This window comes from Pseudomonas sp. MEJ086 (assembly GCF_030209025.1).
Lineage (GTDB): Bacteria > Pseudomonadota > Gammaproteobacteria > Pseudomonadales > Pseudomonadaceae > Aquipseudomonas > Aquipseudomonas fulva_A.
The window spans coordinates 160912-186607 of the sequence record NZ_JARVSV010000020.1; the positions used below are offsets into that span (position 1 = coordinate 160912).

General features: G+C 63.7%; 25 protein-coding genes and 1 pseudogene. 8 read left to right on the top strand and 18 right to left on the bottom strand.

The annotated features are described in order from the left end of the window. The first annotated feature begins 178 nt into the window (after positions 1-178). The 3 genes from QRN22_RS13335 to QRN22_RS13345 all read left to right on the top strand — a co-directional run bounded on the left by QRN22_RS13335 (position 179) and on the right by QRN22_RS13345 (position 1764). Positions 179-400, top strand: a complete 222-nt coding sequence (locus tag QRN22_RS13335) for a hypothetical protein (RefSeq protein ID WP_042552206.1) — start codon at positions 179-181, stop codon at positions 398-400. A gap of 281 nt (positions 401-681) precedes the next feature. Further along, positions 682-1083: a DoxX family protein gene (locus QRN22_RS13340; protein WP_042552205.1), complete on the top strand. Its 402-nt coding sequence runs from the start codon at positions 682-684 to the stop codon at positions 1081-1083. A gap of 294 nt (positions 1084-1377) precedes the next feature. Beyond that, complete coding sequence (locus QRN22_RS13345; RefSeq protein ID WP_042552204.1) at positions 1378-1764, top strand: NUDIX hydrolase; 387 nt, start codon at positions 1378-1380, stop codon at positions 1762-1764. A 30-nt stretch (positions 1765-1794) separates the two neighbouring features. On the opposite strand, the gene QRN22_RS13350 is transcribed toward QRN22_RS13345, so the two are convergent. The 5 genes from QRN22_RS13350 to QRN22_RS13370 all read right to left on the bottom strand — a co-directional run bounded on the left by QRN22_RS13350 (position 1795) and on the right by QRN22_RS13370 (position 8081). Beyond that, a complete protein-coding gene (locus QRN22_RS13350; protein WP_042552203.1) occupies positions 1795-2721 on the bottom strand; it encodes a DMT family transporter in 927 nt (308 codons plus the stop codon). 6 nt (positions 2722-2727) lie between these two features. Further along, positions 2728-3543 carry an alpha/beta fold hydrolase gene (locus QRN22_RS13355; protein WP_042552202.1) on the bottom strand — a complete coding sequence of 272 codons (816 nt, stop codon included), beginning with the start codon at positions 3541-3543 and terminating at the stop codon, positions 2728-2730. Positions 3544-3635: 92 nt separating this feature from the next. Then, positions 3636-4523, bottom strand: coding sequence for a LysR family transcriptional regulator (locus QRN22_RS13360; RefSeq protein ID WP_042552201.1), 888 nt, complete (start codon positions 4521-4523; stop codon positions 3636-3638). Between the two features lie 75 nt (positions 4524-4598). Then, complete coding sequence (locus tag QRN22_RS13365) at positions 4599-7061, bottom strand: PAS domain-containing hybrid sensor histidine kinase/response regulator (RefSeq protein ID WP_156152645.1); 2463 nt, start codon at positions 7059-7061, stop codon at positions 4599-4601. A 129-nt stretch (positions 7062-7190) separates the two neighbouring features. Next, a complete protein-coding gene (locus QRN22_RS13370; protein WP_042552200.1) occupies positions 7191-8081 on the bottom strand; it encodes a LysR family transcriptional regulator in 891 nt (296 codons plus the stop codon). A 108-nt stretch (positions 8082-8189) separates the two neighbouring features. Here QRN22_RS13370 and QRN22_RS13375 point away from each other — a divergent pair, with 108 nt between their 5' ends. Then, entirely contained in the window at positions 8190-9110 is a 921-nt protein-coding gene (locus QRN22_RS13375) for an NAD(P)-dependent oxidoreductase (protein WP_042552199.1), read from the top strand. Positions 9111-9134: 24 nt separating this feature from the next. Further along, positions 9135-9920, top strand: a complete 786-nt coding sequence (locus QRN22_RS13380) for a 2-keto-4-pentenoate hydratase (RefSeq protein ID WP_042552198.1) — start codon at positions 9135-9137, stop codon at positions 9918-9920. Positions 9921-9957: 37 nt separating this feature from the next. Here the strand turns inward: QRN22_RS13380 and QRN22_RS13385 are convergent, their stop codons facing one another. The 6 genes from QRN22_RS13385 to QRN22_RS13410 are packed head-to-tail and all read right to left on the bottom strand — an operon-like array spanning position 9958 to position 15385. Beyond that, entirely contained in the window at positions 9958-11901 is a 1944-nt protein-coding gene (locus tag QRN22_RS13385; protein ID WP_042552197.1) for a PAS domain-containing hybrid sensor histidine kinase/response regulator, read from the bottom strand. After that, a complete protein-coding gene (locus tag QRN22_RS13390) occupies positions 11891-12766 on the bottom strand; it encodes a sensor histidine kinase (protein WP_042552196.1) in 876 nt (291 codons plus the stop codon). Before QRN22_RS13390 ends, QRN22_RS13385 begins: the two co-directional genes overlap by 11 nt. Then, positions 12759-13769, bottom strand: coding sequence for an ATP-binding protein (locus tag QRN22_RS13395; RefSeq protein ID WP_042552245.1), 1011 nt, complete (start codon positions 13767-13769; stop codon positions 12759-12761). The genes QRN22_RS13390 and QRN22_RS13395 overlap by 8 nt, the downstream gene beginning before the upstream one ends. Then, entirely contained in the window at positions 13766-14170 is a 405-nt protein-coding gene (locus QRN22_RS13400) for an anti-sigma regulatory factor (RefSeq protein ID WP_042552195.1), read from the bottom strand. The genes QRN22_RS13395 and QRN22_RS13400 overlap by 4 nt, the downstream gene beginning before the upstream one ends. Beyond that, positions 14167-14529 carry an STAS domain-containing protein gene (locus QRN22_RS13405; protein ID WP_042552194.1) on the bottom strand — a complete coding sequence of 121 codons (363 nt, stop codon included), beginning with the start codon at positions 14527-14529 and terminating at the stop codon, positions 14167-14169. The genes QRN22_RS13400 and QRN22_RS13405 overlap by 4 nt, the downstream gene beginning before the upstream one ends. Positions 14530-14533: 4 nt before the next feature. Continuing rightward, positions 14534-15385, bottom strand: coding sequence for an STAS domain-containing protein (locus QRN22_RS13410; protein ID WP_042552193.1), 852 nt, complete (start codon positions 15383-15385; stop codon positions 14534-14536). A 344-nt stretch (positions 15386-15729) separates the two neighbouring features. Between QRN22_RS13410 and QRN22_RS26630 the strand changes: the two are divergent. Next, positions 15730-16518, top strand: a pseudogene (locus QRN22_RS26630) (MCP four helix bundle domain-containing protein); the annotation flags it as partial. 57 nt (positions 16519-16575) lie between these two features. After that, positions 16576-17376, top strand: coding sequence for a methyl-accepting chemotaxis protein (locus QRN22_RS26635; RefSeq protein ID WP_413694639.1), 801 nt, complete (start codon positions 16576-16578; stop codon positions 17374-17376). Positions 17377-17425: 49 nt separating this feature from the next. On the opposite strand, the gene QRN22_RS13420 is transcribed toward QRN22_RS26635, so the two are convergent. From QRN22_RS13420 to QRN22_RS13430, 3 genes are all read right to left on the bottom strand, one after another. Further along, positions 17426-18097 carry a cytochrome c oxidase assembly protein gene (locus QRN22_RS13420; protein WP_042552191.1) on the bottom strand — a complete coding sequence of 224 codons (672 nt, stop codon included), beginning with the start codon at positions 18095-18097 and terminating at the stop codon, positions 17426-17428. Beyond that, on the bottom strand, positions 18098-18697 hold the full coding sequence (locus QRN22_RS13425; protein WP_042552190.1) for an SCO family protein: 600 nt from the start codon (positions 18695-18697) through the stop codon (positions 18098-18100). Positions 18698-18815: 118 nt separating this feature from the next. Beyond that, complete coding sequence (locus tag QRN22_RS13430) at positions 18816-19364, bottom strand: RipA family octameric membrane protein (protein WP_156152644.1); 549 nt, start codon at positions 19362-19364, stop codon at positions 18816-18818. Positions 19365-19676: 312 nt separating this feature from the next. Between QRN22_RS13430 and estP the strand changes: the two genes are divergently transcribed. Then, positions 19677-21521: an esterase EstP gene (gene estP, locus QRN22_RS13435; RefSeq protein ID WP_042552188.1), complete on the top strand. Its 1845-nt coding sequence runs from the start codon at positions 19677-19679 to the stop codon at positions 21519-21521. Between the two features lie 132 nt (positions 21522-21653). Here estP and QRN22_RS13440 read toward each other — a convergent pair whose 3' ends face one another. The 4 genes from QRN22_RS13440 to QRN22_RS13455 all read right to left on the bottom strand — a co-directional run bounded on the left by QRN22_RS13440 (position 21654) and on the right by QRN22_RS13455 (position 25692). Then, complete coding sequence (locus QRN22_RS13440) at positions 21654-22820, bottom strand: zinc-dependent alcohol dehydrogenase (protein ID WP_042552187.1); 1167 nt, start codon at positions 22818-22820, stop codon at positions 21654-21656. A gap of 108 nt (positions 22821-22928) precedes the next feature. Then, positions 22929-23951, bottom strand: a complete 1023-nt coding sequence (locus QRN22_RS13445; RefSeq protein ID WP_042552186.1) for a FecCD family ABC transporter permease — start codon at positions 23949-23951, stop codon at positions 22929-22931. Then, entirely contained in the window at positions 23951-24913 is a 963-nt protein-coding gene (locus QRN22_RS13450) for an ABC transporter substrate-binding protein (protein ID WP_156152643.1), read from the bottom strand. Before QRN22_RS13450 ends, QRN22_RS13445 begins: the two co-directional genes overlap by 1 nt. Continuing rightward, a complete protein-coding gene (locus QRN22_RS13455) occupies positions 24910-25692 on the bottom strand; it encodes an ABC transporter ATP-binding protein (protein ID WP_042552184.1) in 783 nt (260 codons plus the stop codon). The genes QRN22_RS13450 and QRN22_RS13455 overlap by 4 nt, the downstream gene beginning before the upstream one ends. Between the last annotated feature and the right edge of the window lie 4 nt (positions 25693-25696).

Consider the following 25696-nt stretch of genomic DNA (forward strand, 5'->3'; position numbering starts at 1 on the left):
CCTAGCCTCTGGAGCCGATTCGCCCCAGGCCAACCCAAAGCCTGCCATTCTGGCTTGACCGGCCATGGTGTCAGCTGCCGTATCGCCACGCGCACTACCGAGTCAACGTGCAAGTTTCATATACAGGCCACTCGGCCTGAACAATCCCTATCGCTCCCGTAACCGAAGAATAAACAAAATGATCAAGACACTCTGCTTGGACGCAATCTACGCACTTTACAACTTCTTCAACCCGATCGTTGAACAACGACCAACTGAATCACCCTTCCTGCTGACAATCGAGCTCACCAATCCACTGACAATGGAATCGCTCACCATCACCGGCACCCCCTGCTTTGAAAACAAAGATGCTCTGGAAATCCACGAAGTCGATACATCACTCGAAATACGCGCCATGTAAGCCGCCTCTCTATTTTCCAGCTTCATGGTTTCAAGCAAACCATGAAGCGTTGAAAGCCTGCCGTTCCGCATAAACAACAGCGTTGTTCTGGATATCATCGCTCATGAAAAACAATACCTACTTATTCGTACGTAAAATGGTTTCATATAACGCATCGACAGAGCCACCAGACAACCGGTCAATCGCAAGGAAGGCGAGTCCGTAGAGAAAGCGCACAGCCATACAAGACGCCGACCACTGCGCAGCTCAGAGTGACAGCTCCTTTTGCGTGGAGGTTCGCGATGCTCCCTACTCCGATCAAGGTACCCAGCGATTGGGCTCTGCTCTTTCTGCGGGTCTCTGGCAGCCTGCTATTGCTGGCAGTACACGGCCTGCCGAAGCTGACGAACATGCAGGCAGAACTCGGCTCGATCGAAGACCCGCTGGGCCTCGGACCGGTCATCACCCTTGCCCTGGCGCTATTCGCCGAGGTCGTGTGCCCGCTGCTGATCATCTTCGGTCCCTTCACCCGACTCGCCAGCCTGCCGATCCTCGCGGTGCTGCTGGTCTCCCTGGCACTGGTACATCCCCAATGGAGCCTGGCCGAGGGCCAGTTCGCCTGGCTGCTGGCAATCGTCTTCACCACACTGGCGATCGGTGGTCCGGGTCGCTTTGCCCTGGGCAGGCACCTGCCCTTCCAGTGACGCGGCGTCCTGCCCGCGGTCTTCACTGCTGGGCTGGCCGTGCGGCCGCCTCGCTGCTCTTGTTGCTCTTACTGCTCACCGCAATGGCTGCAGCGCACAATTCTCGACACTGGCAGGCACCGAGCGTGATGCACTCGACGCGCCTGTGACGACATTTCTGAAATCATCGTCGCAGCTGTCTGCCATGCGGTTATCCCACGCATGCAATTAAGTAGAGTAGGCTGCATAAACAGTCCGAACTTTCTGGCGTTTCGACGCCCTGTATGAACACCGCACACGAAGTCTGGAATACCCATGATCAAATCCGCCAAACATCGCGCTACCGTCATCTGCCAGCAACACGGCAAGGTTCTGCTGGTGCGCAAGGCCGAAGAAAAATGGACACTGCCGGGCGGCAAGATCGAAGCGAACGAGCGGCCGGCGGAAGCGGCGCTTCGCGAGCTGTTCGAAGAAACCGGGCTGGATAGCCAGGCGCTGGAGTTCCTCGCCCTGCACGAGTTCGACAGCCGCCCCCACCATGTCTTCCGCGTAACGGTGCCAGAAGCACTGGACGCCAGGCCGCAGAACGAGATCGCCGACTGCCGCTGGTTCTCATCGGTCGACCTGGACAAGGACGTCAAGAAACCCTCGCGCAAACTGCTCGAACTGTATTTCGCCGAAGGCCGCCCGCAGCAGGCTTGATCACCTGCGTTCAGCAAGCGCTGCCGGCGATTACCTGGCGGCCTGAGACGACTTGAGCTGGGACACGCCGAACAGCACCAGGGCCAAACCCGCTAGCTGGTAGAGCGAAATCGTCTCGCTCAACACCGCCCAGGACACCAGCACCGTCAGCAAAGGCCCCAGATTGCCGATCGCCGCGGTCTGCGTCGCACCGAGGCGCTGAATGGCCAGCGCCATCCAGTAGATTGGCAGGACCGTCGATAGCAGCGCCATCAGCGCCGCATAGCCCCATATCGCCACCGGCAGTTCGGCCAGCGCGGCCGCGTCGGAACTGATGCTGAAATGCACCAGCACCATCACCGCCGAGGTGCTGCCAGCCAGCGCGGCCAGGCGCATGGAACCCAGACGACCGACCATCAGGCCAGCGCCCAGGTAATACAGTGCGTAGGTCACGGCACTGGCGAACACCCAGGCCACGCCCTTGATGACCTCCACACTGAAGCCAACCGTGCCAATATCATGGATGAACGCAACGCCCAGCCCTGCATAACAGATGGCCGATGCCAGCAACGTGCGGCGGGTCGGGCGCTCCCGCAGGGCGATCATCTGGAACAGCAGAACGAGCGTCGGGTAGGTGAAGAGAATCAACCGTTCGAGCCCGGCACTGATGTACTCCAGGCCATAGAAGTCGAACAGGCTGGACAGGTAGTAGCCGACCAGCCCCAGCCACAGGACCCGCAGCGTGTCCTGAACCGTGAGTGCGCTACGCCCTTCCCGGCGGCTCAACCAGCCGAGCAGCAAGAACAGCGGCAGTGAAAGGCCCATGCGCATGGCCAACAGGCCGAGCGCATCGACGCTGCCTGCCGCGTAGGACAATTTCACGAAGATCGCCTTGAGGCTGAACCCCGCTGCTGCCAGGACGGCGAACAGGCTGCCGTTGGCCAGGCTGCGGGAATAGAAGCTGTACAGTGGGTTCATCGTCGCTCAATCGGCAGCAAGGCCTTGCAGATGGGCAATCCGCGCCCACATCACCTGCGGGTTGGAGTACATCGGGAAGTGCCCGCAATCGGGGATCTGCGCCAGCACCACGCCGTGGCGCTGGATATGCGCCAGGTACGACAACGAGGCGTTCTGGTCGCCGTACATGAACATCTTCGGCAGCGGCAAGCCAAGGAATTTATCCATCAGTTGCCCCTGATCAGACAGCTCGACCATCGATTCGAAGATCCCCCGCACCGCCCCGGCCCGTACCTTGTGGCGCAGGCTGGCGGCATACAGCGCGCTGGCGTAAGCCGGGGCACGGCGGGTGCGTTCGATGAAGTCGGTGAAGAAACCTTCGGCATCCTCGTGCGGGTAATCGTGAATCTGCCGGCTGAGAAAGCAGTCTTCCGGCGCGATGTTGCCCTCGATATCGACGAAGCTCAGCACCCGCTGTGGATACCGATGCGCCAGCATCAACCCCGTCAGCCCACCCATGGAATGCCCCACCAGATGGAAACGCTCGATAGCGAAATGCTCGAGCATCGCCACAGCGCTCTGCACCAGCAAGGGAATCGACAGTCGCGACAGGTCCGAGCAGGTACTTTCACCGCAACCCGGTGCATCGTAAGCGAGCAGCGCGTGCCCATTGAAACGCGGCTGAAGCACGATATCGGCGTAGTCCTCCTTGGTGGAGCCGAAGCCGTGCAGAAAGACGATGGGCGCTTTTTCACCGCTGCGGTGAAGAGCAGCGACACCCAGGTCGACGCCGTCGATGCTCAAGGGCACCTGGGCCTGAGTGAGGGGATGGAACGTGGACAAGAGAGGACTCCGCTGATGGACGCAGGCGCCACTGTGTCTCGGCGTCAGCCATCTGTAAATTCCGAAGCCGGTAAGCCAGCCATAGCCGCAACCTATGGCTGGATTTGCTCCAGCAAGGCATCCACCAGAGGGTTGCTGCGCACCCGACTCCACACCACCGCGGTGGTGACCACGCTGAGCTTGGGCGTCAGCGGCTTCAGCACCACGTTGTCGGGCACCAGCTTGCGGGTCGATGCGGGAACCAGCGCCAGCCCCTGACCACAACTGACGAAGGCGATCTGCGACGCCACCGAACGCACCTCGTGCAACACCCGAGGGTTGAGGCCATTGGCCTTGCAGGCGCCGATCAGGTGATCGAAGTAGCTGGGGCTGACCTGCCGGGACGACATCACCAGCGGCTCGTCCGCCAGACTGGCGAAGCTCAGCCGCTGTCGTCCGGCAAGCGGATGATCACGAGGCACGGCAACCGCCAGGCGTTCTTCGGTCAGCGGCAGACAACGGATAGAGGCGCCCAGATTGCCCTCCAGGCGCGCGAAGGCCAGATCGATATCACCGGCTTCGAGGGCGGGGATGGCTTCGGCACTGTCGATTTCCCTGACGGCCACGGTGATCTGTGGATGATCGAGCTTGAAGCGCTCGATCAATGGCGGCAGCACGTCGGTCATCGCCGCGGTGATGGCGCCGATGGTCAGCACCCCAGCCTGGCCGGATACCGCTTCGAGCACCGCCAGTTCGAGGCGTTCGAGCTGATCGGCGAACTTGCGTACGGCCGGCAGAATGGCTGCACCGGCCGGCGTCAGCGTGACACCCCGGCGCGAGCGCTCGAACAGCTTGACCTTCAGTGCGTGTTCGAGCGTCTGGATCTGCTCGGTCAAGGGCGGCTGGGACATGCCCAGGCGCTTGGCGGCGTGGCTGAAGCTCTGCTCCTCGGCGACCGCCTGGAACAGCCAGAGGTGCCTGATCAGGCGAAAGTTGATCATTGCCCTTCCATAGCTAAAACGTATAGGTATCTGGTTATCGACCAATATACCTATGGAAGGAACGTGCAGGTAGCCTCAGCCCAACCTGTCGCCCGCGATCATCTCGTGGATGCGGTTGGCCACCGCCTCCATGGTGAAGGGCTTGGTCAGCAGGCGCATGCCGGGGGCCAGGTGGCCGTTGCCGATCACCGAGTTCTCCGCATAGCCGGTGATGAACAGCACCTTGAGCTCCGGCCGCTCGACGCGCGCCAGGTCAGCCAGTTGCCGACCGTTCATGCCACCGGGCAGGCCGACATCCGTCACCAGCAGATCGATGCGCACATCGGATTGCAGAATCTTCAGGCCCGCAGCACCGTCGCCGGCTTCGAGCGTGGTGTAGCCCAGCTCCTCGAGCACCTCGATGACCAGCATGCGGATGGCCGGCTCGTCATCGACCACCATGACGGTTTCCCGCGAGTCGGTGCGCGGGCTGCTCGACTGGCTGGTAGGCTCGGTCTCTTCTTCGTCGCTGTCGTAGTAACGCGGCAGATACAGGCACATGGTGGTGCCCTGGCCGACTTCGGAATAGATGCACACCTGCCCGCCGGATTGGCGTACGAAACCGTACACCATCGACAGCCCGAGGCCGGTGCCCTCGCCCATCGGCTTGGTGGTGAAGAATGGCTCGAAGGCGCGTTCGATCACGTCTTCGCTCATGCCGGTACCGGTATCGGTGACGCACAGCGACAGGTACTGGCCCGGCGGCACGTTGCGCCCACGGGAGGCGTACTCGTCGATCCACTTGTTGCCGGTTTCGATGGTCAGGCGGCCGCCATTGGGCATGGCATCACGGGCGTTGAGACACAGGTTGAGCAACGCGTTTTCCAACTGCGGCCCGTCGATGAAGCTCGACCACAGGCCCGCGGCCAGCGCCACTTCGGTGGTGATGTGCGGCCCCACGCTGCGCCGTATCAGTTCCTCCATGCCGACCACCAGACGATTGACGTTGGTCGGTTTGGGGTCGAGTGTCTGCCGGCGCGAGAAAGCCAGCAGCCGGTGGGTCAGCGCCGAGGCGCGCCGTGAGGCACTCTGCGCGGCGCTGACGTAGCGCTCGACATCGCTCAGGCGGCCCTGGCTGAGGCGCATCTGCAGCAATTCCAGGGAACCACTGATACTGGTCAGCAGGTTGTTGAAGTCGTGGGCGATGCCGCCGGTCAACTGCCCGACCGCCTCCATCTTCTGCGACTGGCGCAGTGCATCTTCCACCACGCTCAGGCGCTCTTGCTCGCGCAGGCGCTCGGTGATGTCGTAGACGAACTGGTAGGCGCCGATCTGGCGGCCATCGCTGTCGTTCAAACGGCTGAAATGCATTTCGTAATGGCGGGTACCTTCTGCGGCCTCGACGGGCACCACCACATCGAACTCTTCACCGGCCAGCGCACGCTCCCAGGGCGCGAGCACGGCAGCCAGGTTCTCGGGCTGATCGGCGAGGTTGTCCTTCATGCTGTCGCCGATCTGCGGGCAAACGCCGAAGACCTGCTCGAACTCGCGCATGCCCGAGCCGTTGATGGCGATCCAGCGGTAATCGAAGCCCATGATGAAGATCAGTGCATCGGCGCCATCCACCACCCCGGCCAGCACCCGACGCGCCTCGTTGGCATCGCGCACACGCAGCTCCAGGGTTTCGTTGAGCTGGCGCAGCGAGGCCTCGGCCTGCTTGCGCTGGGTGATGTCCTGAAACAGCACCGCAACCTGCTTGCGACTGGCGGGCCCGACACGAAAGGCACTGATTTCCAGGTGGCGGCCCGTGGCGATCAGCTCCTGCTCGAAGCGAATCGACTCGCCGGTGTGCAGCACATGGCCGTAGCGTGCGACCCAGCTGTCCGCCTCTTCGCCGACCATCTCGCGCAATTTCTGGCCGACCACGTTGCGGATACCCGCGTGTTCGGCATAGGCCGGGTTGGCCTCGATATGGATGTAATCGCTGAGCGGCCCATGGGGACCATCGAAGAACTCGATGACGCAGAAGCCTTCATCCATGGTGTTGAACAGAAATTCATAGCGCTCGCGCTCCTGAGCGAACGCGTTCTCGACACGACGCTGCTCGGCGATGTCGATTTCCTGGACGAAGATGCCATCGACCTGCCCATGGACATCGAACTGCGGCAGGTAGAGGAAGTCCAGTTGATAGCCGTCTTTACCGGGCATCTGGAAATTCCGTGCCCGCACCGGGCGACCGCGCCGGTAGGCCTCCTCCATCAGTTCGATGAAACGTCGCTCGATGCGCCCGGCGAGCACCTCACGTACCGGCCTGCCGGTCACATCGCCCAGGCCCAGCACCCGCTGATAAGCCGGGTTGATGTGTTCGAAGCGCAGCTGCTCGCCTCGCAGCACGGCCATCGCCGCAGGCGCCTGCTCGAAGATCTTCTGAAACTGCATCTCGCGGTCCGCAGCCTGGCCCTCGCCTCGCGATGCAGCCAACCTGGCTTTCAGTTGAGCGTTTTCGTCTTCTAGTGCTTGCAGCCGCTGCCGAAGCGCTTCGGCGTCATCAGATATCACGATAGGAACCGAGCAGGCAGGGAAATGGGAGCAGAGCGAAGCGCCATTGAATCCTGTCTCGCTACTTTTTGCCACTCCTGCAAGCGGTTTCCCCGGCAGACGCAACGGCGCCACCTGTCGGCCATCCGCTCAGCCTGCCGCACGGCCGAAAAAGCCTGCATGCTGGGCGAACTCGACGAAGCGCCGGTTGGCCAGCGACAGGTATTCGTTGGCTCGCCAGCACAACCTGAAACTCATGCCCAGCGGCGGCTCGAAGGGCACACCGACGATACCGGGTTCGCCCTGCTGCACCGAGCGCAACAGGGTGGAAATGCCCAGCCCATCCAGGGTCGCCCGGGTCACCAAGGACACGAAGTTGCTTTGCAGGGCGATGCGGTAGGTGACCCCGCCCTCGGCGCAAAAGGCATCGAGCAGGTGGCGCTGCAGGAAGCTCTGGTCGAACACCACCATATCCGCGTCCTGCAGACGCCCTGCCGGTAGTCGTGCCTCACCGGCCAGGGGATGCTGCTGGTTCATGCACAGCACCATTTCGTCAGTGCCGAGCAGCACCGATTCCCAGGCGCTGCTCACCCGCCGAGATTCGAGCAGGGCGAGGTCGATCTGCCGCGCTTCGAGCAGCCGGCCGATCTCGTCGGCACTGCCTTCGAACACGCTCATGACGATGCCCGGATACGCCTGACGAAAGGCGCTGAGCAGCTCCGGCATGTAATGGATGCCGAACATCGGCGGCACCCCGAGACGTATCTCGCCGCGCTGCAGATCGGCCATGTCGCCCAACTCCTGGCGCGCCATATCCAGTTCGAGCAGCGCCTTGGCGACACGCTCCAGAAACACCTGGCCTTCGGCAGTGACGGTGATCTGTCGGGCGGCGCGGTTGAAGAGCATCACGCCCAGCTCCTCTTCGAGGCGCGTCACGGCCATGCTCAGCGCTGGTTGGGCGATATGCATCGCCTCGGCCGCTCGGGTGAAGCTGCCCAGCCGGGCGATTTCCACACAGCACTTCAACGCTCTCAGGTTCACGGCAAAACTCATAACGATTTGTGATACCAAGCATCATAACAATATATTTCCGTTACAAAACGGAGATACCTAGCATGGCCTGCATTCCAACCGGCAGGAGCCGCTACCATGCAAATCGCCTTTATCGGACTCGGTCAGATGGGTCAGCCGATGGCCATCAACCTGCTGCATGACCACCCCGGGCTGCTGGTTCATTCGGCAAGCAGCCGTGCTTATTCAGCCCTGCGTGACCTTGGCGCCGAGGCAACCGATGATCTTCGCCGCCTGGCCGCCAGTGACATCGTGTTCCTGTGTCTGCCGGATGCCTCAACAATCCTCGACCTGCTGTTTGGTGACCAAGGTATTGCCCAGTGGATGCACCCCGGCAGCACGATCATCGACACCAGCACGGTCGACTACCGACAGACCGTCGACATCGCCACACAACTGGAGGCGCGCAACATTCGCTTCATGGATGCACCGGTGTCCGGCATGCCGTCACGGGCCGCCGACGGCACACTGACGATCATGTGCGGGGCCAGCGCAGCGCTGTTTGCAGAAATGCAGCCGTACCTGCAAAGCATGGCCACCACCATCCTGCACATGGGGCAAGCCGGTAACGGCCAACTGACCAAACTGATCAACCAGCTGCTCTACGACATCAATTGCGCGGCGCTGGCGGAAGTTCTGCCGATGGCGGTCAAGCTCGGCCTGGATGCGGAGAAGGTCAGCGCCGTGGTCAACAACGGTACCGGGCGCAGCCATGCGTCCAGCTATTTTCTGCCGCACATACTCGCTGGCCGCTTCGACAGCGCCTACCCGCTCGATCACGCCTACAAGGACCTCACCAGTGCAGCACGCCTGAGCGCCGATCTGGGCATTCCCCTGCCGCTGCTCTCGGCCGCCACGGCGATCTACCAGACGGCCTTGCTGCAAGGCCATGGCAGCGACGACAAGGGCGCCATGATCAAGGTCTACGAGCGGCTGCTGGGCGTGGAGTTTCGCGCCGCGCCGCCAGCCAGCCTGCCAGCGCCTGTCCATCCCCACTGATCCGTTCATTCACCAGGAACCACCATGCAAACCGATGCGTTCGACCCTGCGGCTACCGCCGCGCTGCTGCTGACAACCTGGCGCGCCGCAACGCTGCTCGACAGCCTGCCCGTCGCGCTACGCCCGCATACCCTGCAACAGGGTTACGCCGCGCAGGACTGCCTGTTCAAGGCAGCCGGCGGTAGCCGAGCCGGCTGGAAGCTGGGCGTCGGCAGCCCAACGGCCATGCGCGCTGCGCAACTATCGCGGCCGCTGATAGGCCAACTGGAAGCCGCCCGCTGCCGCCCCAGCGGCACACGACTACAACTTCCGGCAAGTGGGCCACTGACCATCGAATGCGAAATCGCGTTCGTGCTCGCCCGGGATATCGAGCCGCTGCCGGGCCGTGGCGTGCAGCCCGATGACATCCGCCACACCTGTCTGACCTTCGAAGTGGTGCGCTCACGCTTCATCGACCGCAAAAGCGTCGGCTGGCCAAGCTTCACGGCGGACAACGTCGGCTTCGAAGCGCTGATCATCGGCCCGCCCGCCTGCACAGGCCTCGACCTGCAGGTGCTGCGCGAACTCGCGCAAACGACCCTGGTGCACCTGAACGGCGAGCCCAAGGCGCGCACGCTGCAAGGCGATGCCGCCACCGATCCGCTGAGCTCACTGGCCGCCCTCTACGCCCATGCCGCCGAACGCGGCGAGACGCTGCGCGCCGGCGACATCGTGTCCACCGGCGCGCTGTGCGAACCCTTCGATATCAGCGGCAGCGGCCATGAACTGACGGTGCGTTATCTAGGCCGGGAGCTTTGTTTTTTCTGTTGACGAGGACAGACGAGACCAACGCCACCCCGGCCGAGCCTCAGCCTTCAGGCAGCGAGCGACGCACCTTGTCGAGCAGCTCGTTCATCTTGAACGGCTTGGTCAGCAGTTCCATGCCGCTGTCGAGGAACACCTGGCGGTTGATGGCGTTCTCGGCATAACCGGTCATGAACAGGATCGGCAGATCGGGACGCAGCTTGCGCCCCGCCTCGGCCAGCTCACGACCGTTCATGCGCGGCAGGCCGACATCGGTCAGCAGCAGGTCGATCACTGCGCCGCTCTGCAGATGGGCCAACGCAGTCTCCACGTCTTCGGCTTGAGTACAGCGATAACCCGCCTCCTCCAGCACTTCGCAGACGAAGGCCCGTACCGTGGCCACATCCTCGACAACCAGTACCCGCTCGCCAGCGCCGCGATGCTCGACCTGTTCGGCATCGCTCTCGATGACCACCGGCTCGCTGCTGGCCGGCAGCATGATGGTGACTTCGGTACCTCGCCGGGTGGCGCTGCGAATGCTCGCGTTGCCGCCAGACTGGCGGGTGAAACCATAGATGGTCGACAGCCCCAGCCCGGTGCCTTGGCCTACCGGTTTGGTGGTGAAGAAGGGATCGAACACCTTGTCGATCAGGGCATGGTCGATACCGCTGCCGTCGTCGCGCACCGACAGCGCCACGTACACGCCATCGGCCAGGTTCGGGTCGCCACTGGAGTGAGCGGTGTAGGTATTGACCCAGATATTGCCGCCATTGGGCAGTGCATCCCGGGCGTTGATCACCAGGTTGAGCACGGCGTTTTCCAGCTGACTGGGGTCGACCAGGGCGATGGCCGGCTTGCCGGTCAGTTCCAGGGTCAGGGTGATCTGCTCGCCGATGGTACGCACCAGCAGCTCTTCCAGCGAACGCACACGCTCGTTGACGTCGACGGCGCGATTGTCGAGCGGCTGCTTGCGGGCGAACGCCAGCAACCGATGGGTCAGCGCAGCAGCGCTCATCGCCGAATTCAGCGCAGCCTCGGTATACAGCTGCACGCGGTCGAGGCGCTGCTCGGCGACCCGTTTCTGAATCAGCTCCAGGCTGGTGATGATGCCGGTGAGCATGTTGTTGAAGTCATGGGCAATACCACCAGTGAGGTTGCCCAGGGCCTCCATCTTCTGCACTTGCAGCAACTGCGCTTCGGTGCGGGCGCGCTCGGCGACTTCGCGGGCCAGCCTGCTGGTGGCGTCGTCCAGTTGTGCCAGGTGCAGACGTTCGCGGCGACGGTGCTCGGTAACGTCTTCGACGAACACCAGGCTCAGTTCCGGGGTGCGGTAAGGCGACACCTGCCACTCGGTTTCCCGGGTTTCGCCCTGCACCTGCATGTTCAGCGAGCCCTTCCAGCGCTCGCCAGCCTTGAGACGCAGGCGCAGCTCGTCGAGCAGCGAAGCCTGGCCATCGGCAAAACACTGGCTGAGCAGTTGGGTATCCGGCTCGTCCTGAATCAGCTGAGCGAAGGCGTGGTTGCACTCATGCACCTTGAGGTCCGAATCGAGGACGGCAATCGGCGCTGAAACGTTGACGAAAATCTCCCGAAAACGTGCCTCGCTTTCCCGCAACGCATGTTCGGTATCGCGTACCCGCAGCAGAGTGCGCAGGGTCGCCAGCAGCACGTCGGGATCGACCGGATGCACCAGATAGGCGTCGGCCCCGGCCTCCAGACCGGTAATGATGTCGCCCGTCTGGATCGACGCCGCCGAGACGTGGATCACCGGCAGCAGCGCCGTACCCGGCTCGGCACGCAGGATGCGGACGATATCGAAGCCGCTCATGTCCGGCAGGTTGACGTCGAGGATCAGCGCATCCGGCGACTCGCCACGAATCAGCGCCAGCCCGTCGGTGCCCGTGCCGGCCTCCAGCACCTGATACCCGTGCTTCTCCAGGCGCCGGCGCAGGGCATAGCGGGTGGCGACGTTGTCATCGACGATCAGCAGGCGGGTATCAGGCTTCATCGACAGACTCCGCTGCGATCGCCAGGGGAATGCTCACGAAGAACACCGACCCGACGCCCGGCTCGCTTTCCACCCCGACCTCGCCTCCCAGCAACGCCGCAAAGCGCTTGCACAGGGAGAGCCCCAGGCCGGTGCCGCGCAGACGTTTCTGCAGCGGCGAGTCGACCTGGGAAAAGTCCTCGAACAGCGCGCCGTGCAGCTCGGGGGCGATGCCAATGCCGGTGTCGCTGACCGCGAAACGCACCCGATCGGTACCTTCCAGGCGGGCGGACACCCGCACTTCACCACGGGTGGTGAACTTCAGTGAGTTGGCGATGAAGTTACGCAGGATCTGCGCAAGCTTCTTGTCATCGGTGTACAGCCGCGGCAAGCCCACCGGCTCCTCGAAAATCAGGTCCACGGCGCTGGCGTCGACGATTGGCCGGAACATGCCGCGCAAGGCCGAGAACAGGTCCAGCATGTCGAACCAGGCCGGCGAGATGCTGATGCGCCCGGCCTCGATCTTGGCCAGGTCGAGCAGGTCATCGACCATGTCGCTGAGCTCGCGTGCCGCCGTGCTGACGAAGGCTACCTGGCGATGCTGCTCGGCGCTTAGCGGGCCATCGAGTTCATCGGTCAGCAGGCTGGTGATGCTCAGGATCGAGCCCAGCGGCGTACGGAACTCATGGCTCATGTAGGACAGGAAGCGGCTCTTCAGGTCCGATGCCTGGCGCAACTCGTCGGCCTGATTGTCGAGTTCGGCATACAGGGCGAGGACGCCCTGGTTGGTTTCATCGAGTTCTTCGCGCAGCGCCGCACTTTCACCTTGCAGACGGGCGATCAGTGCGGCCTGCTCGGCATGGGTCAGGTCAGTTGGCTCAACCATGAGCGGGCTCCAGGGCAATGACCACGACCGTGACATCGTCACGGCCACGGCAGAAATCTCGGTGCAGCACGGCGGCGATCACCGCCGGATGGCAGTGCACCAGGCCGGGGTAGTCCTTCAAACTCCAGCGCGACTGCAGGCCGTCACTGTGCAGAATCAGCAGCTGGCCATTGACCTCGTCGTAGTCGAAAGGCTGCGCCTTGCGGTATTGGCCACCGACGATGCCCGGATGCGATGCCAGGCCGCGGGACTTCTCGGCGTTGATCAACGCGGCGCTGATATTGCCGACCCCGACGAAGCGCAGGGTACCGTTGTCGAGCCGTGCCTGGGCGATGGCCACCGCGCCACCGCGGGTGCCGTTCATGGCGCGGTGCAGCTCCTCGAGCAACATGACCGGCTCACTGAACGGGCTCAGAGCGAAGGCGCGCTCGCCTGCCTGCGCGGCGCGCTCGGCTTCCTCGCCATGGCCAAGCCCGTCGATTACCAGCGCGCTGAAGGTGCGGCCCTGGGCTGCGAGGTACCAGACATCACCGCAGGCCGGGTCGTCGTGCAGCGAATGCTGGCTGATCCCGAAGCGCCAGTCCGGCTGTTTGTCCGTGCGTGCGTAAACGCGTGCGAGCAACACCGCACCGCGGGCATCGGCGTACACGTCGAACACCTCGGCCTGCCGCGACACCGCGCCCAGCCCGATGCCCTGGGTACCGCCGGTGGAATAACCGTCGGCCAGGCAGGCATTCAGATCGAACCCCTGGGCGCGATCCACGGCAAGCACCTCGATGCCAGCGCCGCTGGGGCGTGGCACGACCCGCAGGTGCAACTCACCACGCCCGGCATGCTTGAGCAGGTTGCTTGCCAGTTCGGTGGTCACCAGGGCGACACGGCCCGCATCGGTGTCGTCGAAGCCCTGCTGCTCGGCCAGTTTCTGGGCGGTACGCCGGGCATGACCGACCTGGCTGCTGTCGTCGATGGGCAGCACCAGGGTCATGCTGCCGCTGATCGTCATGTCCATCGGGTGATCGTGATTCGTGTGCCTTCACCGGGTGCGGTGTCCAGCTCGAATTCGTCGACCAGACGCTTGGCGCCCGTCAGGCCGAGCCCCAGGCCATTGCCGGACGTCCAGCCATCGGTCATGGCGAGCTTGAGGTCGGGAATGCCGGGGCCTTCGTCGCGAAAGGTCAGGCGCAGCCCGATACGCGCGCTGTCTTCGAGCACCTGCCAGTCCATGTCACCGCCGCCGCCATAGACCATGGTGTTGCGCGCCAGCTCGCTGACCGCCGTGACCAGCTTGGTCAGATCGATCAGCCGCATGCCGCACTCGGTGGCCAGCTTGCGTGTGGTCTGGCGCGCCAGGACCACGTCCTGCTCGATGTTGATCGGTTGGGTACCGCTGCTGCGTACGATCATTGCCGAGCTACTCGTTCCCGCAGCAGCTTCATCCCGCGATCGACGTTCAATGCGGTGCTGACGCCCGGCAGGGTCATGCCCAGTTCCACCAGGGTGATCGCCACGGCGGGCTGCATGCCGACCAGCATGGTCTCGGCGTCCATGATCTTCGACAGCCCGGAGATGGTGCCGATCATCCGGCCGATGAACGAATCGACCATGTCCAGCGCGGAGATGTCGATCAACACACCGCGGGCCGAGGTCTTGCTGATCAGCTCGGAAAGATCGTCCTGCAGGGTCAGCGCGAGCTGGTCATGCATGTCGACCTGAATGGTCACCAGCAGGAACTCGCCCATCCGCAAAATCGGAATGCGTTCCATGGCTTCAGACCGCTTTGCTGAGGGTGACGCCAAGACGGCTCAGGGCCAGCTTCAGGGCGTCGGCCAGGTTGGCTTTGGTCACCACGCCTTGCAGGTCGAGGCCCAGGTGCACGATGGTCTGCGCGATCTGCGGGCGCACGCCACTGATGATGCAGTCGGCGCCCATCAGGCGAATGGCGGTCACGGTCTTGAGCAGGTGCTGGGCGACCAGGGTGTCTACGGTCGGCACGCCGGTGATGTCGATGATGGCGATTTCCGAACCGGTATCGACGATCCGCTGCAGCAGCGACTCCATCACCACCTGCGTGCGTTGCGAGTCCAGGGTGCCGATCATCGGCAGCGCCAGGACGCCATCCCACAGTTTGACCACCGGCGTGGACAGTTCCAGCAACTCTTCCTGCTGACGCTTGATCACCGATTCGCGGGATTTCTGGAACGTGCGGATGGTATGCAGGCCCAGATTGTCGAACAGCTCGGAGACTTCCCACTGCTGCTGAGCCAGTTCTTCGGGCTGGTCACGGTACTGGCGCTGCAGCAAGGCGAACAGCGGGCCCTTCAGGGCGAAGATGAAACTGGCGGCCTGGTGGGAGTCATGGCCCAGCAGCGCGCGGCTGGACGACAGGCGTTCGAGGAACTGGCGCACGTCTTCCCAGCTGGCGACCGCGATGTTGGCAGCACCGCCGCTCTCCAGCCCGGCGATGGTCAGTTGCAGAAACTCCGCGGTCTGCTGCTGCAGATCCTGCTCCTTGAGGTTGCGAGTCGAACCGCTCGCCTCCAGGCCCCTGATCCACTCATCGAGCAGTTGTGCCTGATTGTTCTTGATCGCCTCGATGGTGCCGAGCTGCAGTGCTGCCATGTGCCATTAACTCCTGAACGAATACGGATCGATACCGAACTGACCGCTGTTAGACAGTGACAGGAGGGGTTCGGGATAGTTGGAGATAGTTTTGCGCCACGCATAGTACGAGCAAATCATCCCCATAAAGAAGGGGTAAATAGACCCAGAATGACATCATTGTCCGACGCACTGAGAATCGCTTCGCATTCCTTTTCGAGCAAGGCCGCCAGGGCAGTGGCGACAGGCTCTGGCAGGGCCATTGCGGGCGTTCGGCGGCCCGCCGAACGGTATGCATGTCATGGCAGCATGAAATCATTCGTGCCCGTATACTGACGCCACTCCAATGACATGGAACATCACCCATGCGCCTCGACACACTGACACTCAAGACCCGCCTGATCATCGCAGTGGCCATCCCCTGCATCGCGCTGATTCTGGTCGCCGTGACCAGCCTCAACAGCATGTCCAACATGCAGAAGGAGGCCAGCGCGCTCTATCTCAATACCTCAGCCCCCATGCGCGCGATGGCCGAAGCCGCCTCGCGGATTCCGCGCATGCGCGTGGGTATCGACATGATGCTGCTGCAGGACACCGCCCTGCGTGACGAGCGAGGGGTCAAGACCCGTGTGCAGGAAGCCCTCAACGAGGACATCCCCGGCATGCGCACGGCCATGCGCAACGCCGTCGAGGCGCAAGTCAACCCGGAGCGCAAGGCCCAGGCGCAGCGCTTGCTCGACCAGTTCGAGGCCATGGTCAGCGGTGAGCTCACGCCCATGCTGCAGGCCCTGGACGGCGGCGACATGGCCAGGGCGCAGCAGATCTACCGTGATCAGTACGCGAAGAGCTACGGGGTGATGCGCCAGGGCGCCAACGAACTGCTCGACACCCTGCTGCAACAAGCCGAACAGCAGAACCAGCGCAGTACCGACAACTATGAGCAAGGCCGCGTGCAGCAGCTGACGATCATCGTGCTCGGCCTGCTGGTGTCGTTCATCGCCTCCTGGCTGATCGTCGCCAACCTGCGCCGCCGCGTATCCATTCTGCAGACCAGCCTGGGCAACGCCGCCGACAACCTGGCGCTGAACGCACGCATCGAACTGAGCGGCAGCGATGAGCTGAGCGACATCGCGCAGAGCTTCAACCGCTTTCTGGCCAGGGTGCACGGCATCATGCAGCAACTGGCCGGCAACTCGCGGGAGCTGTCGGGCATGGCCCGCGAAGTCGCCGAACGCGCCCAACTGACGCAAAGCAACTGCACCGCGCAGAGCGACCGTACGGTGCAGGTGGCCACCGCCATCCACGAACTGGGCTCGACGGTCAACGAAATCGCCGGTAACGCCGAGAATGCCGCCAAGGTGGCCCGCGAGGCGACCGAGCATGCCAATGGCGGTCGTGAAGTGGTGGACCAGGCCAACCGACAGATCGATGCGCTCAGCGGCGAACTGGAGCAGGCATCCAAGGTCATTGGCGCGCTGGCCGGGCAGATCGACGCGATCAGCTCTACCCTGGGCACCATTCGCAGCATCTCCGAGCAGACCAACCTGCTGGCCCTCAATGCCGCCATCGAGGCTGCCCGCGCTGGTGAGCAGGGCCGCGGCTTCGCGGTGGTGGCCGATGAGGTGCGTACCCTGGCCAGCCGCTCGGGCGCCTCGACCGAAGAGATCCAGAAGGTCATCGACCGCCTGCAGAGCGAATCCCGCTCGGCTGTAGAGGCCATGGCCAAGGGGCGTCAGCAGAGCGAGCGGGTGGTCGAATACGCCGCCAAGGCATCTGAAGCGCTGGCGCAGATCAACGGCCACATCAGCCAGATCAGCGATCAGAACATTCAGGTCGCCACCGCCACCGAGGAGCAGTCCTGCGTGGTCGAAGAGATCAATCGCAACGTCGAGCAGATCAACCAGTTCACTCAGGAAACCACGGTGATCGCCGACCAGCTCAACACTGCCAGCGGCAACCTGCAGAGCCTGTCCCGGCAACTGGATGATCTGGTGGGCAACTTCAAGCTGTAATCACGCCGCTACGCAGCACCGCCAGTGCATGCCTGGCGGTGCTCTGCGTTCAACCCGAGGGGCGCGCGTCACTCTCCCCGCCCGCAGTGCTCAGCAGGCGTGCCCCCAACGCCACGGCGCCGCCCAGATACACCACACCACTCCAGGCAGCCATCAGGATGCCGCCGAAGCGCTGATCGTCCAGTTGCGCGAAGCCGAACGCGCCCAGGCAGAGCTCGGCGGGATAGATCAGCTTGGGCGCCATGATCAGCATCACGCCGAGCATGGTCATGTGCGCGAAGGTCAGAAAGAAGCCGAACATCGCCGCGGCCACCCCGCGCCGCGACTGGCTGGCGAACCCCATCGACCACACACCCACCCCCACGGCCAGGAAGCTCGCCTGCTGGGCGACGAACGCCCAGACATTGATGGCCGCCGCTTCATGCAGCAACGGTGCATGCCAGCCCCACACCACCAGCATCTCGGCGAAGAACACCAGAAAGGTCCAGACGCCGACAGGGCGAAGGCTGTCCACACGCAGCCCCGAGCGCGCCAGCCCAATGGCCAGCAGCGGTGCGGCGAGCGCCACCACCCCGAGGTGCAGCAGCATATGGGCGGAGAAGGCCGTGCGGCTCATGGCGGGCAGCGGCCCCAGCCAGCAGGCGGCGAGCACCACGAAACCGAGCAACAGCGGCCAGTTGCGCGCCCGCCTGTTCTCTTGCTCACGCAGGGTGGCGGTCATTTAACGCTGGCCGATGGCGCTGGAGATTTCCTGCACCATCGCCTCGGCTGTCATTCGCGGGGAGAACAGCTCGGCGAACGCTCCATCCGGTGCCATCAGGTAAATCGAGCCGGTGTGATCGAGCATGTAGGTATCGCCCATCGGTACCTTCTCGACGTACACACTGTAGGCATCGGCGACCCGGCGGATCTGTTCGGCACTGCCGGTCAGGCCGAGGATGCGTTCATCGAAGAACGCGGTATAGGCCGCCAGCACCTCCGGCGTGTCGCGCTCGGGATCCAGGCTGATGAACAGCGGCTGAACCTGGCTGGCCTGCTCGCCCAGACCATCGAGCACCCTGGCCATGTGTACCAGGGTGGTCGGGCAGATATCGGCACAGCGGGTGAAACCAAAGAACACCAGCAGCCACTGGCCACTGAACGTCCGTTCACTGACGGCCTGGCCATGCTGATCCTGCAACTGGAAAGGCCCGCCAACCCGAGCGCCCTCGCCGACCGCCGCCGCTACCGGGGTACGGGCTGGCCACAGCTGATAGGACAGCGGCAACGCGGCGAGCAGCAGCACGATGGCGACGGCACTGGCGACCCAGGTACGATTCACGCTGCGCTGCCCTCCTCCATTATCCGCGTACGGCGAGCCCGAACGCGTTCCTCGACCTAATGACCGCAAGCCAGCCAGGGCGTGCAGGCAAATGAATGTTACCGGGAGCTGCGAACCTCTAAAGCTTGGCGGTGGACGACAGTTGCAGCCACAGCGAGAACAGCCCCAGGACCATCCAGAAGATGGTGAACAGCCAGGGTGACCGCAGCGAGAACCTCAGGGATTTGTAGTAACGCTCGTCACTGGACTCGTGCTCGCTGAACAACGGCGACTCGTCGTAGGCATGACCGAACTTCGGCTCGCTGCGCAGGAGTTGTTCCTGCTTGAAGTGCCAGTGGCCGATGATCGCCGATGACGCCTTGATGCCCGGCCAGGCGTTCAGCGAGCTGATGATCCCGAGGAGTGCCAGCAGGGCCGGCACTACCAGAGTGAACAGGTCGCCCCAGGACGGATTCGCATTGGCCATGGACGAGGCATAGGCGATGACCAGAAACGACTGGGCAGCCAGGTAGGCGTTGGTTCGATCGGCCAGCAGGTTGGTTTCGTACTGAATTTCCCGACGGTAGAAGTCCAGACGCTCCTTGGGCGTGCCGAACATCAGGGAATCGGATACGTCGGTGGCTTCGGCTTCAGGAGTCGGACCTACGGAGGAGATGATTCTGGACACAGCGGTTACCACGACATCATTGCGCATTGAAAAAGCGGCTGATCCTGCTCGGATCGACCGTGGCTCATCAAAGGTGGGAGCCGGGCCCTCGGGTATCGGTTCGAGAATGAGGACGAGTGGTCAGTTGGCAGACTCACTCGCCTACCGTCGTCAGGAAGCTGTCGCTATGGCGCATGGCGTCGATGGCACGACCAATGGGTCCGTAAGGCAGTCGACGGCACCTAAAGTGCGGCCTCTCGATCAGGCTGTGCTTTCCATCGAACACTGGCTACATTTGTCGAGCGGTTCACTCCAATAATAAAAGGACTTGCCATGAAACGCTTACTCACGCCACTGGCGGCGGCCTGCCTGCTGGCCAGCGCATCTTCCCTCTCCGCCGCGCCGTATAGCGCCCTCTATGTCTTTGGTGACAGCCTCAGCGATGCCGGGTGGTTTGCCGATGCCAATGGTCCCGCCGGTGCCACCACTCGCTTCACCAATCGCACCGGCCCGACTTACCAGAATGGCAGCGGCGAAGCATTCGGAGAGGTATCGCCCATGCTGCTGGGCAATGCACTCGGGTTGTCGGGCCCCGGTCTGGGCTCGGCGAACACCGTGGACGGCGGCAACAACTGGGCGGTCGGCGGTTTTCGAACCGATCAGATCCTCAATGCCATCACCGGGCCCGGCGGCTATCTGCAGTCCACCGGCGGCCGAGCCGCCCCCAACGCCTTGTACTACCTGACGGGCGGCGGCAACGACTTCCTGCAGGGCCAGGTCGTCAGTGGGCCCAGCGCCCAGGCCGCAGCGGGGCGTCTGGTGGATAGCGCCGAGGCGCTGCAACAGGCGGGTGCGCGCTACATCATGGTGTGGGTGCTGCCGGACCTCGGCTTGACGCCGAACTTTTTCGGCAGCCCGCTGCAGGGGCAGGTCAGCGCATTGGGCGCAGCCTTCAACACCGAGCTGGTCAGTCAATTGGCGACGCTGGACGCCAATGTGATTCCGTTGAACATGCCGCTCTACCTCTCCGAAGTGGTCAATGACCCTGGCCGCTACGGCCTGGTCGCCGATCGCGCCACGGTAATTGGCACCTGCTTCGCGGGTTGCAGCAACCCCAACCCGATCTTCGGGCTCAATGGCAGCACACCGGACCCGACGAAACTGCTGTTCAACGACGGGGTTCACCCGACGATTGCCGGCCAGCGCCTGATCGCCGACTACGCCTACTCGTTGCTGGCCGCCCCCTGGGAAGTCACCCTGTTGCCGGAAATGGCCCTGGGTACCCTGCGTGGCCATCAGGATCAGCTACGCGCCCAATGGCTGGCGGATTGGGACGCCTGGCAGGCGGTCGGTCAGTGGCGCGCTTTCGTCAATGGCGGTGGCCAACGGCTGGAATATGACCGCGAGGGTGGCAATGCCGATGGCAATGGCTACAGCCTCAACTTCGGCGGCAGCTATCGCCTCGATGACGCCTGGCGCGTCGGCCTGGCGGCCGGGCTGCATGAACAGAATCTCGAGGCTGGCGCAGCGGATTCCGATTACAACCTGCGCAGCTACATCGGCACGGCGTTCGCTCAATACCAGCACGATCGCTGGTGGGGCGACCTCTCGGCCAGCGCCGGACGCCTGGAATACGACGACCTGAAACGCAAGTTCGCTGCCGGCCCGGCCACCAACTCGGAGAAGGGCGACACCGATGGTACGCTCTGGGCCGTCAGCGGCCGCTTCGGTTACGACATCGCCCAGCCGGGCAGCCAGTGGCACCTGAGCCCCTTCATCAGCGCCGACTACGTGCATATCGATGTGGACGGGTACAGCGAGAAAAGCCAGCGCTCCACTGCGCTGAGCTTCGACGACCAGACGCGCAAGTCCAGGCGCCTGGGTGCTGGTCTGCAAGGGCTTTACGACCTGAGCCCGCAGACCCGGGTGTTCGGCGAGCTGGCAGTGGAGCGCGAATACGAGGATGACCCCGCCGAGCTGCGCATGTCGCTGAACAGCCTGCCGGGGATCGGCTTCGAACTGCCCGGCCATCGCCCGGATGACCGCAGCCTGCGCGGCCACTTCGGTGTCAGCCAGCGCCTCGGCGACGGTCTGTCACTGCGCGGCAGTTACAGCTACCGCCACGCCGATGACGAGCTGCAACATGGCTTGAATCTGTCGGTGTCGCTGGACATCTGACCTGGCAGTGGCTATTTCGCTACTCCTGATAGGAGCCCCGCGGCGACGGGTGACCATCACACGGCACATGCGATGGTCACCCGTGTATCGCGTCGAAGGCGACGCGCCTTGCACCCTCCCCTCGATACCCGCCTACGGGCGAAGAATGACCTTGCGGCAGTCCTCGTCCTTCTTGTCGAACAGCCGATAGCCCTCGGCCGCGTCGGACAGGTTCAGGCGATGGCTGATGATGATCTCCGGGTTCAGCGCGCCACTCTGAATACGCTCCAGCAGATCCGGCAGCAGGCTGTGAACATGGGTCTGGCCCATCTTGAAGGTCAGCCCCTTGTCGAACGCGTCGCCGAACAGGAAGCCATGGATGAAGCCGGCATATACGCCCGGCACGCTAACCGTGCCGCCGCGCCGTACGGCGGCGATGCATTGGCGCAACGCCTTGCCGCTGCTGCCTTCCAGCTTGAGCTGGGTCAGCAGGGTTTCGGTGGTGCTGCCCTTGGCTTCGAAACCGACCGCATCGATCGCCGCGTCGACACCGCGGTACCCCTCGGTCTGCTCGATGATGGCCTCGGCCGGATCGTCGATCTTGTCGAAATTGATCGGGATCACGCCATAGGTCGACTGCGCGTAGGCCAGACGATAAGCGTGATGATCGACCATGAAGATCTGCTTGGCGCCGAGCATCCGCGCACACGCAGCAGCCATCAGACCAACCGGCCCGGCCCCATAGATGGCCACGCTGCTGCCTTCGCCGATACCGGCATTGATCACCGCCTGGTAGCCAGTGGGCAGGATGTCGGAGAGGAACAGCACGCGCTCGTCATCGAGCTCGTCGGGGATCTTGAACGGCCCGGCATTGGCTTTCGGCACCCGCACCAGCTCGGCCTGCCCTCCGGGGATGCCGCCATACAGGTGGCTGAAACCGAACAGCGCAGCACCCGAGGGAATCTGCTTCTTGTTGATGATCGCGCCACGCCCGGTATTGGTGGTTTCGCAGGCGGCCTGCAGGTTCATGTCGCAGAAGAAGCAACTGCCGCAGGCGATTACGAAGGGCACCACCACCCGGTCGCCCTTGCTCACCGCCGTCACCGCACTGCCGACCTCCTCGACGATGCCCATGAACTCGTGGCCGAATACGTCGCCATGCTTCACCTGAGGAATCTTGCCGCGATACAGGTGCAGATCCGATCCGCAGATGGCCGTGGCGGTGACACGCAGGATGATGTCATCCGGCTCTTGAATGACGGGGTCCGCCACGTTGTCGACGCGGACGTCGTTGCTGCCGTGATAGGTCAATGCGCGCATGGTGAACTCCGGGGCGTGAGGTAAGTATCCAGATAGATACCGAGAAGCCCCCTCGCCCTTAAGTTCATGCATGAGGATAAGCGGGGTTGGCTGGCCCACTTAGCGCGCTCAATGCCGGCGCTTGAGCAGCACGATGAAGAACAACCCGCCCAGTGCCGCCGTGGCGATACCGATGGGCAGGTCTTCCGGGGCGATCAGCGTGCGCGCGGCAACGTCTACCCAGACCAGGAACAACGCCCCCAGCAAGCCACTGACCGGGATCAGCCGACGATGCTCGGCGCCGACCAGCGCACGGGCCACGTGCGGCACCATGAGGCCGACGAAACCGATGGCACCGGACAGCGACACCAGCACGCCGGTCAGCAGCGAGGTGCAGACGAACACCTGCAGGCGCAGCCGCTTGCCGCTGAAGCCCAGGCTCACGGCGGTCTGCTCGCCGCTCATCAATGCATTCAACCCGCGCGACAGCACCAGCAACGCCGCGCAACCGAGGGCCACGCAGATCGCCGGTAGCCAGATCACCTCCCAGCGCGCGGCGCCCAGACCGCCGAGCATCCAGAACACCACCGACGCCGCGGCATGGTGGTCGCCGGTGTACAGCAGCAGATTGACCAGCGCCATCAGCACGAAGGACACCGCCACGCCGGCCAGCAGCAGCCGATCGCTTTCCAGGCGACCACTGCGCCGTGCCACCGCCAAGACCAGCAACATGCTGCCCGCCGCACCGATGAACGCGGCCAGCGGCAGGCTGAACACACCGAGGAACTCCCCCAGGTAAAGCACCACCAGCACCGCGCCAAGCGCTGCGCCGGAACTGACACCGAGCAGATGCGGGTCGGCCAGCGGGTTGCGGGTCACCGCCTGCAGCGCAGTGCCAACCAGCGCCAGCCCGGCGCCGACCAGCGCACCGAGCAGCACCCGCGGCGCCCGGATCAGCCAGACGATGGGCTCCTGGCTACGGCTCCATTCGGCGCCCAGCTCCAGGCCCAGCTGCTTGCCGAGGATCCCCCAGACGGTGGCCAGCGGCACCGCTGCCGGGCCGAAGCCCAATGCCATCACACAGGAAAACGCCAGGGCAACGCACAGGCCGATGACCAGCGTTCGATAGGCCGCTGCACTGCGGATCGGCATCAGCGGCTCTCCGACTGCGGATGCAGAGCGGCGGCGAGTTTCTCGATGGCCGTGGCATTCTCCACCGATGGCGTGACCTCCAGGTAGGAGAGCACCACGAAACGCTGCTCGCGGATCGCCGTCACCGCCTGCAATGCCGGGTTGCCGAGCAGGAAGTCACGCTTCTGCTGCCAGGAACGCGGGCCGTAGTCGACGATCACGATCACTTCGGGGTCGCGCTCCACCACGCTCTCCCAGTTCACCTGAGTCCAGCTGGCCGTGACATCGTCCATTACGTTGTGCCCGCCTGCCGTTTCGATCAGTGCCTGGGGCATGCCCATGCGCCCGGACGTGGTCGGACGGTCTTCGCCGCTGTCGTAGAGAAACACTCGTGGAGCCGTGCCGTCCTGCCTGACGCTGGAGCGTACCGCTTCGATGCGCTCGCGCAGTTGCCCGACCAGTGCCTCGGCCCGTGGCTGCACCGAAAAGATCCGTCCAAGGTTGAGCAGGTCGCGGTACAGGTCATCGAGGCTGGCGCCCTGCTGTTTCATCACCCAGGAACAGGATTCGCTGAGTTCATAGACCGCGATGCCGAATGGCTGCAGGGTCGTTGGGGTGACCGCACCACCGACTCGCATGCCGTAGTTCCAGCCGGCGAAGAACAGATCCGCGTCGGCCTCCAGCAAGGTTTCCACGGAGGGATAGCGGCTGGCCAGTTCGGGCACATCGCCAAGCGAATCCTTGAAGGCCGGGTCCAGGGTTTTCCAACCGCTGATGCCGGTATAGCCGACCATCCGTTCGCGCAGGCCGAGGGTGATCAGCATGCTGGTCATGTTGATGTCGTGGCTGACCACGCGCTGCGGCGCCTGCTCGAAGGTCACGTCACGGTCACAGCTGCGTACCGTGAGTGGATAGTCGCTGGCTACAGCCGGCAGTGCGAGCAGCGCCAGCGACAGGCCGCAAAGGTGTCTGAAGATGTTCATTGGGTAATCCAGGTGATCCGTGGGTAGGCATGCAGCGGATGGCTGTCGACCAGCGCCTGCACGGCGAATACGCGCTGCAACAGCTCGGCGCTCAGCACCTCGCTGGGTGTGCCACTGGCGACCAGGCGGCCAGCGGCCACGACATAGAGGCGGTCGCAGAAAGCCGCCGCCAGGTTCAGGTCATGAAAGCTGGCCAGGGTGCTCAGGCCAAGGCTGCGCAGGTGCTGCAGCAGCTCCAGCTGATAACGCGGGTCGAGGTGGTTGGTGGGCTCGTCGAGAATCAGCAGGCCGGGCTGCTGGACCAGCGCCCGGGCCAGCAGCACCCGTTGCTTCTCGCCGCCGGAGAGGGTGGCGAATGCTTCACTCGCCTGCGCACTCAGGCCGACCTGCTGCAGTGCCTGGGCTACCAGTGCGGTGTCCTCGGCGCTGTCGCCGGCGAACAGCCCCTGGTGCGGCGTGCGCCCCATGGCGACCACATCGGTGACGCTGAGGCCGAACTCCTGGGGAAACTCCTGCAGCACCACGGCAATGCGTTGCGCACTCCAGCGCGGGCTCTGCCGCCAGAGGTTCTCACCGTCGAGATGCAGGCTGCCGCTCGCCGGCTCGCTGGAGCGGTAGGCGCAGCGCAACAGGCTGGTTTTGCCACTGCCATTGGGGCCGATGAGGCCGACGAACTCGCCCTCGCCGATATGCAGATCGATGTCCTGCAACAGCCAGCGTGGCGCAGCGCGCCGACTCTCGACGGCCCATGACAGCTTTTCGATACGTAGCGTCGACATGCCA